This is a genomic window from Sphaerotilus sp. (genome assembly GCF_041083715.1).
Lineage (GTDB): Bacteria > Pseudomonadota > Gammaproteobacteria > Burkholderiales > Burkholderiaceae_C > Sphaerotilus.
The window spans coordinates 1-13,151 of record NZ_JBFPGY010000043.1 but is presented as its reverse complement, the minus strand read 5'-3'; the positions used below and the strand labels follow the sequence as shown (position 1 = coordinate 13,151).

Genomic DNA, 13,151 nt, shown 5'->3' with positions numbered 1-13,151 from the left:
GATACCGGCACCGTCCGCGAGGACCAGCCGCTGAGCGGCCACGTGCTCGCCAACGACAGCGACCCAGACGGCGATCCGCTGAGCGTGGCCGGCTACACCTGGGGCGACGTCTACCACCCGGCCGGCACGACAGGCACGTTGTCCGGCATCGGCACGCTGGTCGTCGACACCGATGGCCGCTACACCTTCACGCCCGCCAAGGACTACACCGGTCCGGTGCCCGAAGTCTCGTGCGTCATCAGCGACGGTGCGCTCACCGCGGTATCGACCCTGACGCTGACGATCGAGGGCGTGAACGACGCACCGACCCTGCTCGGCGCCAGCGTCGCGCTGAGCGAGGCGGGCCTGCCCGGCGGGCACCCCGACTCCGGCACCGAACCCCACGCCACCCAGGCCAGTGGCACGCTGCAGTTCAGCGACGTGGACAGCCCGACCCTGCACTTCACGCTGGAAGCGCCCACCGGCCTGTACGCCAGCGGCGGCCAGGCGCTGGTGTGGAGCGGCGACGGCTCGGCCGACCACCCGCTGGTCGGCTCGGCAGGCGGGCAAGTGATCCTGAGCGCTACCGTTGACGCCCAGGGCCGCTACACGGTCGAGTTGCACGGCCCGCTCGACCACCCGGTGCGCAACACCGAGGACACGCTCACGCTGTCGCTGGGCGTGCAGGTGAGCGATGGCCAGTCCACCAGCTCGGCCACGCTCGATGTGACGGTGCGCGACGACTCGCCCACCCCGTTCTGCACCGCCCGCAGCGCCGACCTGAGCCTGGTGCAGAACAACCTGCTGATCACGCTCGACGTCTCCGGCTCGATGGCCACCCGCGACGGCGTGAACGGCGAAAGCCGCCTGCAGAGCGCGATCACCTCGATCCAGAAACTGATCGACTCCTACGACGCACAGGGCGAAGTCGCCGTCCGACTGGTCACGTTCTCGACCACCGGCGCCGAGCGGGGCGACCACTGGATGAGCGCAGCCGAGGCGAAATCCGCCCTGGCCTCGCTCTGCGCCGGCGGCAACACCAACTACGACGCAGCGCTGGACACCGCCCGCGGCGCCTTCACCGACAGCGGCCACCTCGACGGCGGCCACAACGTGGCCTACTTCTTCTCCGACGGCCGGCCGAACCTGCCGTCGGGCGACGTCGGCATCGATGCGGGCGAAGCCCAGGTCTGGCAGAACTTCCTGAACCAGCACGAGATCCAGTCCTACGCCGTCGGACTGGGCAAGGATGTGCCGGTCTCGGCGCTGGAACCCGTGTCCTGGAACGGCGTGACCGGCACCGACGACCTGTCACCGCTGCTGGTCACCAGCTTCACGCAGCTGGACACGGTGCTCGCGCACACGGTGGCACCGGCGATCTCGGGCGACGTGGTCGACGGCGGCCTGCACAGCGTGACCGGCGCCGACGGTGGCCACCTGAGCGACATCGTCGTCAACGGCGTGCACCACCCTTGGGATCCGGCGACCAGCACCTCGGACACGGTCACCTTCAAGACGGCCACCGGTGGCGCGTTCACCTTCGACATGGAAACCGGCCACTACACCTACCAGGCCCCAGCTGGTGCCCGGACGGACTACCAGGAGGTGCTGAGCTTCACCGTCACGGACCGCGACGGTGACACCCGCTCCGGCCAGATGACGCTGAGCATCAACGCCGATGGCAGCAACAACCACGATGGCCACTGCACCCTGCCAGCGCCCGCGCCGACGCCAGCAGATCCGGCGCCGTCAGCGTGCCTGAGCGGTGGCGTCCTGTCCTGGACCCTCGCGGACCACCACACCGACGCAAGCAGCACCAGCGCTTGCGCCACCAAGTCCGGCAACGACAGCGACGGCGGCCTGCACCTCAGCGATGTGCTGGGCAACGGCCACCACGACACGCTGTCGAGCTGGAGCGGCACGGCCTGCAGTCCATCGACCGACAGCAGCCACCCGCCAGCGACAGGCGGGGGCGACTGCCTGAGCGGTGGCTCCGCAGCAGAGGCACAGCTCGCGCAGACGCTGATCAAGCAGCCGGTCGACGCCCTGCACGGCTGCTGAGCCGCGCGCGATCAGCTCCGGTAGTCGGCATTGATCGTGACGTACTCGTGCGAGAAATCGCAGGTCCAGACCGTGGCGACGGCATCGCCGCGGTTCAGGCCGACGCGCACGGTGATCTCGGCCTGCTGCATCACGCGCTGACCGTCTTCCTCACGGTACGCCGGACGGCGCCCCCCCTGGTGGACGACGTGCACATCGTCGAGGTAGAGGTCGATCAGCGTCTGGTCAAGGTCGGCGATGCCGGCGTAGCCGACCGCCGCCAGGATGCGGCCGAGGTTCGGGTCGCTGGCGAAGAACGCCGTCTTGACCAGCGGCGAGTGCGCGATGGCGTAGGCCGCCTGCAGGCACTCGTCCTCGGTCCGGCCACCCTCGATGCGCACGGTGATGAACTTGGTGGCGCCCTCGCCGTCGCGCACGATGGCCTGCGCGAGCTGCTGCGACACGGCCACCACCGCGTCGCGCAGCGCCCGACCGTCCGCCGAGTCCAGCGCGGTGATGGTCGGGTTGCCGGCCTGGTGGGTGGCGATCAGCAGGAAGCTGTCGTTGGTGGAGGTGTCGCCGTCGATGGTGATGCGGTTGAAGCTGCGGTCAGCTGCTTCGGTGACCAGCGGCTGCAGCAGCGCGGGGTCGACCGCGGCGTCGGTGGCGACGAAACCGAGCATGGTGGCCATGTTGGGGCGGATCATGCCGGCGCCCTTGCTGATGCCGGTCACCGTGACGGTCTTGCCACCGATCACGACCTGGCGCGAGGCCGCCTTGGGCAGCGTGTCGGTGGTCATGATGGCTTCGGCGGCCACGGCCCAGTGGTCGGCCTGGGCATCGGCCAGCGCGGCGGGCAGGCCGGCCAGGATGCGCTCGCTCGGCAGCGTCTCCATGATCACGCCGGTCGAGAACGGCAGCACCTCGTCGGGCGAGATGTCCAGCGCCTGCGCCAGCGCGATGCAGACCGAGCGGGCACGCACCAGACCGTCGTCGCCGGTGCCGGCGTTGGCATTGCCGGTGTTGATGACGATGGCGCGCTTGGCAGGGCCGGCGGCGAGGTGGTCGCGGCAGATCTGCACCGGGGCGGCGCAGAAGCGGTTCTTCGTGAACACGCCGGCCACGCTGGAGCCGGGTGCCAGCAGCACGACGGTCAGGTCACGGCGGTTGGCCTTGCGCACGCCAGCCATCGTGGTGCCGAGCTGCACGCCGGCAACCGGGTGCAGGTCCTGGGGATTGGGAGCGGTGAGATTGACGGGCATGGCAGTCTGGCGGTCGAAGCGGAAGGAGCGCAGACGCGGCACTCCCGGGCTTCAGCCCTCAGACGGTGGCCACGCTGTCGCGCGAGTCGACGATTGTAGGGACGCTGTCGGTGGACAGGCGGGCCAGCATGTACTGATCGCACAACTGCCCGCGGGCATCGCGCTCGACCTTGCGCATCAGGCCTTCGCGCAGCAGGCCCAGGCTCTCGGCGAACGCCAGTGCGCGGGTGTTGCGCACGTCGCACCAGACCTCGATGCGGGCCATGCCACGGCTGTAGGCCCAGTCCATCAGCGTCAGCGCTGCCTCGCGCATCATGCCGCGCCCGCGCTGGCGGCTGCAGCCGACAAAACCGATCTGGCAGCGCGGCACGCCGAAGTCGACGCTGTGCAGATCGACACAGCCGAGGTAGTTGCCGGTGTCGTGCTCGAAGGCCAGGTACATCACGCCCTCGCCTTCGGTGTCCACCCAGTCGCGCTGGCGCTCGCAGTGTTCGAGTGCCGCCACGGCATTCCAGTGGTGGTGTCCCCAGGCAATGAAATCCAGGTCGGCCATCGAACGCTGCACGCTCGCGTGGAACGCGGGCGCGTGACGGGGGTGGATCTTTTCCAGGCGAAGCCGTCGGCCGGGAATCGTTTCCGGGCTGCGGCGAAAGGTATCAGGTGTCATGGTCGTCTTGGCACGAGCAACCGGGCTCAGGTCAATTTGCCGTGGCAGAGCTTGAACTTCTTGCCACTGCCACAGGGGCAGGGATCGTTGCGTCCCGTGCGCTGCATCAGGTGCTCGGGCAGGGCTGCAACCTGCTCGGACGGTTCGGCATCCTGCGACACGCTGCCGTCCTCGTTCGGATGGGTGTAGGTGACGTTCGTGAGGTGCTCCGCACGCTCCTCGATGGCCACCGCCGCCTGCGCCACTTCTTCCGGGTTCTGGATGCGCACGGTCATCAGCAGACGGGTCACTTCCATCTTCACCACATCCAGCAACTGGCTGAAGAGTTCGAACGCCTCGCGCTTGTACTCCTGCTTCGGATTCTTCTGGGCATAGCCGCGCAGGTGGATGCCCTGGCGCAGGTAGTCCAGCGCCGAGAGGTGGTCACGCCAGTGCGTGTCGATCGCCTGCAGCAGCACCATGCGGCCGAAATTGCCGAACTGCGTGGTGCCGACCTGCTCCACCTTGGCCTTGTAGGACGCATCTGCAGCCGCGCACACCGTTTCGACGATGTCCTCGTCCGTGGCCTCCTGGCTGGCCTCGACCTGCGCCTTGAGCCCCGCATCGAGGTGCCATTCCTCGCGCAGCGTCTGCTCCAGACCGTCCAGATCCCACTGTTCCTCGACGCTTTCGGCAGGCACGAAGGTGCGCACCACGTCGGTCAACGCGCCACGGCGCAGGTGCGTGAGCTGCGCGTCGATGTCGGTCTGCTCCAGCAGTTCGTTGCGCTGCTGGTAGATGACCTTGCGTTGGTCATTGGAGACGTCGTCGTACTCCAGCAGCTGCTTGCGCATGTCGAAGTTGCGGGCCTCGACCTTGCGCTGGGCGCTCTCGATGGAGCGGCTGACGATGCCGGCCTCGATCGCTTCGCCATCCGGCATCTTCAGGCGGTCCATGATCGCCTTGACGCGGTCGCCCGCGAAGATGCGCATCAGCGGATCGTCCAGCGACAGGTAGAAGCGCGAAGAACCCGGATCCCCCTGGCGACCGGCGCGGCCACGGAGCTGGTTGTCGATGCGGCGGCTCTCGTGGCGCTCGGTGGCGATGATGCGCAGACCGCCCAGCGACTTGACCTGGTCGTGCAGACCCTGCCATTCACGCTTGAGCTGCTCGACACGCACAGCCTTGTCGGCGTCCGACAAAGCCGGATCGGCCTCGACGAGCTGCACCTGCTTCTCGACGTTGCCGCCCAGCACGATGTCGGTGCCGCGTCCGGCCATGTTGGTGGCGATCGTCACCATCTTCGGACTGCCGGCCTGGGCGATGATGGTCGCCTCGCGGGCATGCTGCTTGGCGTTGAGCACCTGGTGCGGCAGGCCGGCCTTGGTGAGCATCTCGGCCACCAGCTCGGAGTTCTCGATCGAGGTCGTGCCCACCAGCACCGGCTGGCCGCGGCCGTAGCACTCCTGGATGTCCCTGACCACCGCCTCGTACTTCTCGCGGCTGGTCTTGTAGACCAGATCGAGTTCGTCCTTGCGCACCATCGGCCGGTTCGGCGGAATCACCACGGTTTCCAGACCGTAGATCTCCTGGAACTCGTAGGCTTCGGTGTCGGCCGTGCCGGTCATGCCGCCGAGCTTGGCGTACATGCGGAAGTAGTTCTGGAAGGTGATCGAGGCCAGCGTCTGGTTCTCGGCCTGGATCTTCACGCCTTCCTTGGCCTCGACCGCCTGGTGCAACCCGTCCGACCAGCGCCGACCCGTCATCAGGCGGCCGGTGAACTCGTCCACGATGGTGATCTCGCCGTTCTGCGAGACATAGTGCTGGTCGCGGTGGAAGAGGTGGTGCGCGCGCAGCGAGGCGTAGAGGTGGTGGACCAGCGTGATGTTGGCGGCGTCGTAGAGCGACGCGCCGGCCACCAGCAGACCGGCCTGGGCCAGCAGCGCCTCGGCCTTCTCGTGGCCCTCTTCAGTCAGGAAGACCTGGCGGCTCTTCTCGTCGGCGGTGAAGTCGCCCGGCTCGATCACACCTTCGCCGGTGCGCGGGTCGGCTTCGCCGATCTGCTTCTTGAGGAAGGGCACGACGGCGTTGATGCGCACGTACATGTCGGTGTGGTCGTCGGCCTGGCCCGAGATGATCAGCGGCGTGCGGGCCTCGTCGATCAGGATCGAGTCCACCTCGTCGACGATGGCGAAGTTCAGCGAACGCTGCACGCGGTCCGCCACCTCGTAGACCATGTTGTCGCGCAGGTAGTCGAAGCCGAACTCGTTGTTCGTGCCGTAGGTGATGTCGGCGGCGTAGGCGGCCTGCTTGTCCTCGCGCGACATGTTCGGCAGGTTCACGCCCACCGTCATGCCGAGGTAGTTGTAGAGCCCGCCCATGGTCTCGGCATCACGCGCCGCGAGGTAGTCGTTGACCGTCACCACGTGCACGCCCTTGCCGGCGAGTGCATTGAGGTAGACCGGCAGCGTCGCCATCAGCGTCTTGCCTTCGCCGGTGCGCATTTCGGCGATCTTGCCGTTGTGCAGGGCCATGCCACCGATGAGCTGCACGTCGAAGTGGCGCATGCGCATGAAGCGCTTGCCGGCCTCCCGGACGACGGCGAAGGCTTCGGGCAGCAGGTCGTCGAGCGAGGTGCCCGCGGCCACACGCTGGCGGAATTCGGCGGTCTTGCCGCGCAGCTCGTCTTCGGAGAGCTTCTCGAACTGCACCTCCAGCGCGGTCACGCGCTCGACGACGCGCCGGTACTGCTTGAGCAGGCGGTCATTGCGGCTGCCGAAAATCTGGGTGAGGAGCTTGGGCAACATGGAGTGGACGCAGGTGCAGCAAACCCGCGGCGGCTCAGCCCATGCCGCGGGTGGGGGATCGAAAGGAGGTGAGGTGCGGCCGGGTGAACAGCAGCGTCGGCAGGCCAGGCCGGCACGCGGGTCAGGCGCGCCCTCGGACAACTTTTGAGTTTATCACCGGGACTTGCGGCGCCTGACCGCAGGGGTCACCGCAGCCGAAGCGCGCTCGGCGGCATCGAGACTTTCACCGCGGGCCAGGAACTTCGCGGGGTCCTGGGGCACGCCGCCCAGCAGCACTTCAAAGTGCAGGTGCGGTCCGGTCGAGCGGCCCGTGCTGCCGACCAGCGCCACCTGCTGGCCGCGGCGCACGACATCGCCAGGCTGGACCAGGATCTGCGAGGTGTGGCCATAGCGGGTCACCAGACCGTTGCCATGGTCGATCTGAAGCGCCAGGCCATAGGCGCCATCCTGCTCGGCCTCGATCACCCGGCCGCCGGCCGCCGCGTGGATCGGCGTGCCGATCGGTGCCGGAAAATCGAGCCCGGTGTGCAGCGCTGCGCGCCGGTTGAACGGATCGATGCGGAAGCCGAAGCCGGATCCCACCGCGCCGTCCACGGGCGCCATGCTGGGCACCATGACCATCTCCAGGCGCTTGGTCAGCAGCCGGGACTCGACCAGCACGAACACGTCACCGGACCGATCGGCCTGGTTGTCGAGCTGCGACATCAGCTGGCTGATCTGCTCGCCGGGCTGGCCCTGCGCCGGCACGAACGGGCCGCCACGTCCACCGGCCGCTGCGGGCAGCGGTGTGCTGGAAGCCGGCGCCTTGCCCGCATCGTCGAGTGCCCGCAACTCTTCAGGCTTGATGCCCGCCAGCCCGGCCACGCGCTCGCCGACCGCCTCCAGCTTGAGCAGCTTCGCCTGCAGCTCGCCCACCTTCTGGGCCATCGCATCCAGGTTCTCGCGGGTGTAGCGCTCGCGCTGGACAGCGTCCCGGCCGACCACCGGTCCGACGATCTGGCTCACCACCGGCCAGCCATCGCGCACCGCCTTGAGAAAGACGAAGTGGTAGACGGTGCCCGACAGCAGCAGCATCGCCACCACGAGCGCCGACAGGATCAGCCACAATTGCGCCGGCCGCACATGCATGGAGCGCGTGCGCGCCAAGCCGCCATGGGTGATCAGAATATCCATCGTCGCTTCATTCCTCTGCTGAAACCGGCTGCCACGGCAGTGCCGGACGCTGTGCCCCTGGGTCAGGTACTGGACCGCTGCGAACCCCTGCTGCGTCTGCAGCAGCGGCTGGCCGCGGCCAATGCCCACATGGACGCCGTGCGCCCGCTCCTTCCACCCGCACTGTCCAGACACGTGCGGTCAGGTCCGACCGATGCCGACGGCTGGACCCTCCTGGCGGCCAATCCGGCCGTTGCAGCCAAGCTGAGGCAGCTGCTGCCCCGGCTGGAGGCCGCCCTGCGCCAGAAAGGCTGTGCGGCCAGCCGGATACGGGTCCGGGTTCAGGCCACGTCGATCACGTGATCACGCCACGCAGACCGGGGACACCCCTGCATGCCCGGCTGTGACATTTTGCATGCAATCGCCGACCCAGCCTTTCAAGGCACTGAGCAAACGAATCAGGCTTTGCCCTGATTGGCCACGGCAGCGGCGGCCTTGGCAGCGGCTTCGGCGTCGCCGAGGTAGTAGCTGCGGATGGGCTGGAGGTCAGCGTCCAGTTCGTACACGAGCGGAATGCCGTTGGGGATGTTCACGCCGACGATGGCGTCGTCACCGATGTTGTCCAGGTATTTCACCAGCGCGCGGATCGAGTTGCCATGGGCGGCGATGACGATGCGCTTGCCGGACTTGATCGCCGGGGCCACCGACTCGTTCCAGAACGGCATCACGCGGGCCACCGTGTCCTTCAGGCATTCGGTCAGCGGGATCTGGTCGGGCTGGAGCTTGCGGTAACGCACGTCCTGGCGCTGGCCACGCGGATCAGCGGCGTCCAGCGCCGGCGGCGGGGTGTCATAGCTGCGGCGCCAGACAAGCACCTGCGCATCGCCGTACTGCTTGGCCATGTCTCCCTTGTTCAGGCCTTGCAGCGCCCCGTAGTGGCGCTCGTTGAGGCGCCAGCTGTGCACGACCGGCAGCCAGGTGCGGTCCATCTGGTCCAGCGCGTGCCACAGCGTCCACACGGCGCGCTTCAGCACCGAGGTGTAGGCCACGTCGAAGTCGTAGCCGGCGTCCTTGAGCAGGCGACCAGCCTGCTTGGCCTGCTCAACACCCGTGGGCGTGAGTTCGACATCGGTCCAGCCGGTGAAACGGTTCTCCAGATTCCAGGTCGATTCACCGTGGCGGATCAGCACGAGCTTGTACATGGCAGGCAGCAGTTGGGTTGGTTGGCGAGGCAACAGGTTGAAAACTACCGTGAATTCTATAATCGAGGCCCTGTCCAACCTTGGCCGGCGGCCCGCCGGCGCCCACACCTGTGAACTTCCTCCTCGACAACTGGATCTGGCTGCTAACGGCCGCGGCCTCGGGTGGCGCGCTGCTGTTGCCCATGCTGGGCAAGGGGGGTGGCGCGGATGCCATCTCGCCGGCCGAAGCCGTGCAGATGATCAACCGCGAGAAGGCCGTCGTGATCGACGTCTGCGAGAGCGCCGAGTTCAGCGCCGGACACGTGGTCGGCGCCCGCAGCGTCCCGCTGGCCACGCTGGAAGGCAGCAAGAGCCTGCCCGCCAACAAGACCCTGCCGGTGGTGCTGGTCTGCGCGTCGGGCACCCGTGCGCGCCGCGCCGCCGCTACCGTGCGCGGACTGGGCCACCAGCGCGTGCACGTCCTGCAGGGCGGCATGGCCGGGTGGCGCGAAGCCGGGCTGCCAGTCGAGAAGTCGGCCTGACCGCACCAGGATCAGAAACAGGAACCACCATGAAGTCCGTGAAGATGTACACCACGCAGGTCTGCCCGTACTGCGTGCGTGCCAAGCAGCTGCTCAAGCAGCGCGGTGTGGCCGAGATCGACGAGATCCGCATCGATCTGCATCCCGACCAGCGCGAACACATGATGAACGTGACCGGCCGGCGCTCGGTGCCACAGATCTTCATCGGCGACACCCACGTCGGCGGCTGCGACGACCTGATGGCGCTCGACAGTGCGGGCGGACTCCTGCCGCTTCTGCAGGATTGAGCGGCACCCCGCCTCCGCTGCGAACCCGCACTGAGGGCCGCCGGCAACACCTGCCGGCGGCCCTCGGCACGAGAAGCAGGGATAGTCGTGTGTCCGGGCGCACAATCTGCGGTTTTGGCTCAAGACGAATCTCACGATTTGTCCCCTCCCGGTGACCACCGCACATCCGCAGCGTGCCACGCCACGCGACATCGCTGCACTGACTCTCGGCGCCCTGGGCGTCGTCTACGGCGACATCGGCACCAGTCCGCTGTACGCCCTCAAGGAAACATTCCATGTCGGGCACATTCCTGTCACACCCGACAACATCCTGGGGATCCTGTCCTTGTTCTTCTGGACACTGACGATCGTCGTGTCCATCAAGTACGTCCTGCTGATCCTGCGGGCCGACAACAACGGCGAAGGCGGACTGATCGCCATGCTCGCCCTGGCAACCCATGCAGTACAGGACCGCCCCAGGTTGCGCGAATTCCTGTTGGTCGTGGGCATGTTCGGTGCGGGCATCTTCTATGGCGATGGTGTCATCACCCCGGCCATTTCGGTGCTCTCGGCCGTGGAAGGACTGGACATCGCCACGCCCCACCTAACGGCATACGTCATTCCGCTAACCATGCTGTTGCTGACCGGGCTGTTTGCAGTTCAGCGTTTCGGGACCGGTGGCATCGGCAAGGCATTCGGTCCGATCATGTTGGCTTGGTTCTGTGTGCTGGTCGCACTGGGTGCTCCCTACATCATCCGGAACCCGATCATCCTTTCGGCCGTCAATCCAGTCCATGCAATCCAGTTCGGGATGGCACATCAGCTGGCCGCCTTCATCTGCCTTGGCGCCGTGGTGCTTTGCGTCACGGGCGGCGAAGCTCTGTACGCGGACATGGGTCACTTCGGCAAGAAACCGATCCGCGTGGCGTGGTACGTCATCGCGATGCCTGCGCTGCTGGTGAACTACTTCGGACAGGGCGCACTGCTGCTGTCCAGCCCTGATGCCGTCGAGAATCCGTTTTATCTGCTGGCCCCCAAATGGGCGATTCTTCCCCTGGTCGGACTGTCAACTGCAGCAACTGTCATCGCATCGCAGGCATTGATCTCCGCCTCCTTCTCGGCAACCAAGCAAGCGATTCAGCTAGGCCTGCTGCCGCGGATGCGCATCCTGCACACCTCGGTTCGCGATCTGGGCCAGATCTATGTGCCCTTTGTCAACTGGGGGCTGTATGCAGCCATCCTGCTGGCAGTCGCGCTATTCAAGACGTCATCGAACCTGGCCTCTGCGTACGGCATCGCGGTCACGCTCAACATGACGATCACGACGATCATGACGTTCTTCGTCATTCGGTATCGCTGGAAGTTGCCGCTGTGGCTGTGCTTGCTGTCCACAGGCTTCTTCTTCGTCGTTGACACGGTGTTTTTCGCCTCGAACATGCTGAAGCTGTTCAGTGGCGGCTGGTTCCCGCTGGTGATCGGTATCGGCATGTTCACGCTGATGCTCACCTGGAAGCAGGGTCGGTCGATGATGAGCGAGCGCCTGCGCGACGAAGCCATCGACCTGACCTCCTTCCTGGAAGCCATCTTCGTGAACCCGCCGGTGCGCGTGGCCGGCACCGCGGTGTTCCTGTCGGCGGAACCCGGCCTGACGCCGAATGCGCTGATGCACAACCTCAAGCACAACAAGGTGCTGCACGAGCACAACCTGTTCGTCACCGTGCGCCACCACGACATCCCGTGGATCGGCTTCGACCAGCGCATCAGCATGCAGTCGCTGGGCCATGACTGCTGGCAGGTGACGCTGAACTTCGGCTTCAAGAACGAGCCGGACGTGCCGCAGGCACTGCAACAGCTCGCCGGCCGCGGAGTGCCCCTCGACGAGATGGACACCAGCTACTTCCTGTCGCGCGACATCGTGATGCCCACCATCGGCGACGGCATGGCGCTGTGGCGCGAGAAGCTGTTCGCCAACATGCACCGCAACGCGGCCGCGGCGGCGGACTTCCTCAACCTGCCGACGAACCGGGTGGTGGAGCTGGGCTCCAAGGTCGAGATCTGACCAGCACGCATGCGGCCAGCGCGCCGCAGACGGTGCCGCTGGCATGCGCCAGCGGGGCCACCGCGATGTCCCAGCCCGGTGGCGTGACCAGCGTGTGCGCCCAGGGCCGCTCGCCGAGCACCTTCGCGCACAGCCCCGCCAGCAGCAGCGCGCCGAGCACCCGCTCGCGCCGCTGCGGCGCCTCCCGCACCAGCGACACAGCCGCCACGGCCACCCCGGCATGCAACACGCCGGACAGGCCGCCATAACGCAGCAGATCCGGCGCCAGCAGCAGGCCCAGGTGCGTCAGCGGCCAGGCCAGCGCCCAGGCCCAGGCGGCCTCGCGTGGCAGCCGCGCCACCCAGCCCAGCAGCAGCACCAGCGCAGCCCCCACCAGATTGGCCAGCAGGTGCCGTGTGCTCAGGTGGACCCAGGCCGCGCTCCACCAGCGCCACGGCTCGCTCCAGACCAGTGCCGGCACCCACGCCAGCGCCAGCCGCGCCAGACCAGGCCGGATCGCGATCAGCAGGCTCGGCAGCACCAGCAGCCCCCCCACGCCCAGCCAGGCGTGGTGGCGGCGCAGCCTCAGCCGAACACGGCGTGCCACAACACCAGCACGGCCTCGCGGTGGCCCTTCAAGGGACCGAGTTCAGCCATTTCGACCTGCGTTGGCGCCTCGTCGAGCCGTGCCCGGTGCTGCACGCGCCGCAACGCCCGGTAGGCATCCGCCGCGGCAGAACCGACTCCCACCGGCAGCAGCCCCGCCTGCTCGGCACGCTGCAGCAGCGCGATATTGCCGGCGTTGTCCCGCAGCGCCGGATGCGCGGCGCTGTGCGCCAGCACCAGACACTGCACGGCGAACTCCGCGTCCATCATTCCGCCACGGCTGTGCTTGACATCGAAGCGTGTCGGTCTGACCGGGTGCGCCTCGCGCACCCGCTCGCGCATGGTGGCGATCTCGCGCCTGAGCGCCTCCAGATCGCGCGGAGCGGTCAGAACGGCGCGGCGTGTGGCCTCGAAGCGCTCGGCCAGCGCCGGCGCACCGGCACACCAGCGGGCGCGGGTGATGGCCTGGTGTTCCCAGGTCCACGCGGTATTGCTGCCACGGCCTTGCTGGTAGCGCTCGAAGGCGGCGATCGAGGTCACCAGCAGCCCGGAGTTGCCGTTCGGACGCAGCGCGGTATCGATCTCGTAGAGCGCGCCCGCCGAGGTGCGCAGCGACAGCCAGGTGATCAGCT

At 67.4% G+C, this 13,151-nt stretch carries 12 protein-coding genes; 5 read left to right on the top strand and 7 right to left on the bottom strand.

The window, feature by feature from the left end:
* Positions 1 to 2,040: Ig-like domain-containing protein (locus AB3X43_RS02175; RefSeq protein ID WP_369428249.1), on the top strand; the 2,040-nt coding region annotated here is incomplete at its 5' end.
* Positions 2,041 to 2,051: 11 nt separating this feature from the next.
* Here the strand turns inward: AB3X43_RS02175 and argJ are convergent.
* The 4 genes from argJ to AB3X43_RS02155 all read right to left on the bottom strand — a co-directional run bounded on the left by argJ (position 2,052) and on the right by AB3X43_RS02155 (position 7,907).
* Positions 2,052 to 3,281: a bifunctional glutamate N-acetyltransferase/amino-acid acetyltransferase ArgJ gene (gene argJ, locus AB3X43_RS02170; protein ID WP_369428248.1), complete on the bottom strand. Its 1,230-nt coding sequence runs from the start codon at positions 3,279 to 3,281 to the stop codon at positions 2,052 to 2,054.
* A 58-nt stretch (positions 3,282 to 3,339) separates the two neighbouring features.
* On the bottom strand, positions 3,340 to 3,948 hold the full coding sequence (locus tag AB3X43_RS02165; protein WP_369428247.1) for a GNAT family N-acetyltransferase: 609 nt from the start codon (positions 3,946 to 3,948) through the stop codon (positions 3,340 to 3,342).
* A gap of 26 nt (positions 3,949 to 3,974) precedes the next feature.
* Positions 3,975 to 6,734 (bottom strand): preprotein translocase subunit SecA, encoded by a 2,760-nt coding sequence (secA, locus tag AB3X43_RS02160; RefSeq protein ID WP_369428246.1) that lies wholly within the window; start codon positions 6,732 to 6,734, stop codon positions 3,975 to 3,977.
* A gap of 153 nt (positions 6,735 to 6,887) precedes the next feature.
* A complete protein-coding gene (locus tag AB3X43_RS02155) occupies positions 6,888 to 7,907 on the bottom strand; it encodes a M23 family metallopeptidase (RefSeq protein WP_369428245.1) in 1,020 nt (339 codons plus the stop codon).
* Between AB3X43_RS02155 and AB3X43_RS02150 the strand changes: the two genes are divergently transcribed.
* Positions 7,887 to 8,249, top strand: coding sequence for a DciA family protein (locus AB3X43_RS02150; RefSeq protein WP_369428244.1), 363 nt, complete (start codon positions 7,887 to 7,889; stop codon positions 8,247 to 8,249). The genes AB3X43_RS02155 and AB3X43_RS02150 overlap by 21 nt on opposite strands.
* Before the next feature lie 95 nt (positions 8,250 to 8,344).
* Here AB3X43_RS02150 and gpmA read toward each other — a convergent pair whose 3' ends face one another.
* A complete protein-coding gene (gpmA, locus tag AB3X43_RS02145; RefSeq protein ID WP_369428243.1) occupies positions 8,345 to 9,088 on the bottom strand; it encodes a 2,3-diphosphoglycerate-dependent phosphoglycerate mutase in 744 nt (247 codons plus the stop codon).
* Between the two features lie 110 nt (positions 9,089 to 9,198).
* Here gpmA and AB3X43_RS02140 point away from each other — a divergent pair, with 110 nt between their 5' ends.
* The 3 genes from AB3X43_RS02140 to AB3X43_RS02130 all read left to right on the top strand — a co-directional run bounded on the left by AB3X43_RS02140 (position 9,199) and on the right by AB3X43_RS02130 (position 11,934).
* Positions 9,199 to 9,609, top strand: a complete 411-nt coding sequence (locus AB3X43_RS02140; protein WP_369428242.1) for a rhodanese-like domain-containing protein — start codon at positions 9,199 to 9,201, stop codon at positions 9,607 to 9,609.
* A 29-nt stretch (positions 9,610 to 9,638) separates the two neighbouring features.
* Positions 9,639 to 9,896, top strand: coding sequence for a glutaredoxin 3 (gene grxC, locus AB3X43_RS02135; RefSeq protein ID WP_369428241.1), 258 nt, complete (start codon positions 9,639 to 9,641; stop codon positions 9,894 to 9,896).
* 151 nt (positions 9,897 to 10,047) lie between these two features.
* Positions 10,048 to 11,934 carry a potassium transporter Kup gene (locus AB3X43_RS02130; protein WP_369428240.1) on the top strand — a complete coding sequence of 629 codons (1,887 nt, stop codon included), beginning with the start codon at positions 10,048 to 10,050 and terminating at the stop codon, positions 11,932 to 11,934.
* Here the strand turns inward: AB3X43_RS02130 and rrtA are convergent.
* The gene (gene rrtA / locus AB3X43_RS02125) at positions 11,882 to 12,520 is read right to left on the bottom strand and encodes a rhombosortase (RefSeq protein WP_369428239.1); all 639 of its coding nucleotides are present in this window, start codon (positions 12,518 to 12,520) and stop codon (positions 11,882 to 11,884) included. The two genes, AB3X43_RS02130 and rrtA, sit on opposite strands and share 53 nt — an antisense overlap.
* Positions 12,499 to 13,151: [protein-PII] uridylyltransferase family protein (locus AB3X43_RS02120; protein WP_473965044.1), on the bottom strand; the 653-nt coding region annotated here is incomplete at its 5' end. The genes AB3X43_RS02120 and rrtA, both read right to left, overlap by 22 nt.

Coding starts and splice junctions, on each gene's coding strand:
- argJ (WP_369428248.1), bottom strand. CDS start 3,281: ATGCCCGTCAATCTCACCGCTCCCAATCCCCAGGACCTGCACCCGGTT.
- AB3X43_RS02165 (WP_369428247.1), bottom strand. CDS start 3,948: ATGACACCTGATACCTTTCGCCGCAGCCCGGAAACGATTCCCGGCCGA.
- secA (WP_369428246.1), bottom strand. CDS start 6,734: ATGTTGCCCAAGCTCCTCACCCAGATTTTCGGCAGCCGCAATGACCGC.
- AB3X43_RS02150 (WP_369428244.1), top strand. CDS start 7,887: ATGGGTGATCAGAATATCCATCGTCGCTTCATTCCTCTGCTGAAACCG.
- AB3X43_RS02155 (WP_369428245.1), bottom strand. CDS start 7,907: ATGGATATTCTGATCACCCATGGCGGCTTGGCGCGCACGCGCTCCATG.
- gpmA (WP_369428243.1), bottom strand. CDS start 9,088: ATGTACAAGCTCGTGCTGATCCGCCACGGTGAATCGACCTGGAATCTG.
- grxC (WP_369428241.1), top strand. CDS start 9,639: ATGAAGTCCGTGAAGATGTACACCACGCAGGTCTGCCCGTACTGCGTG.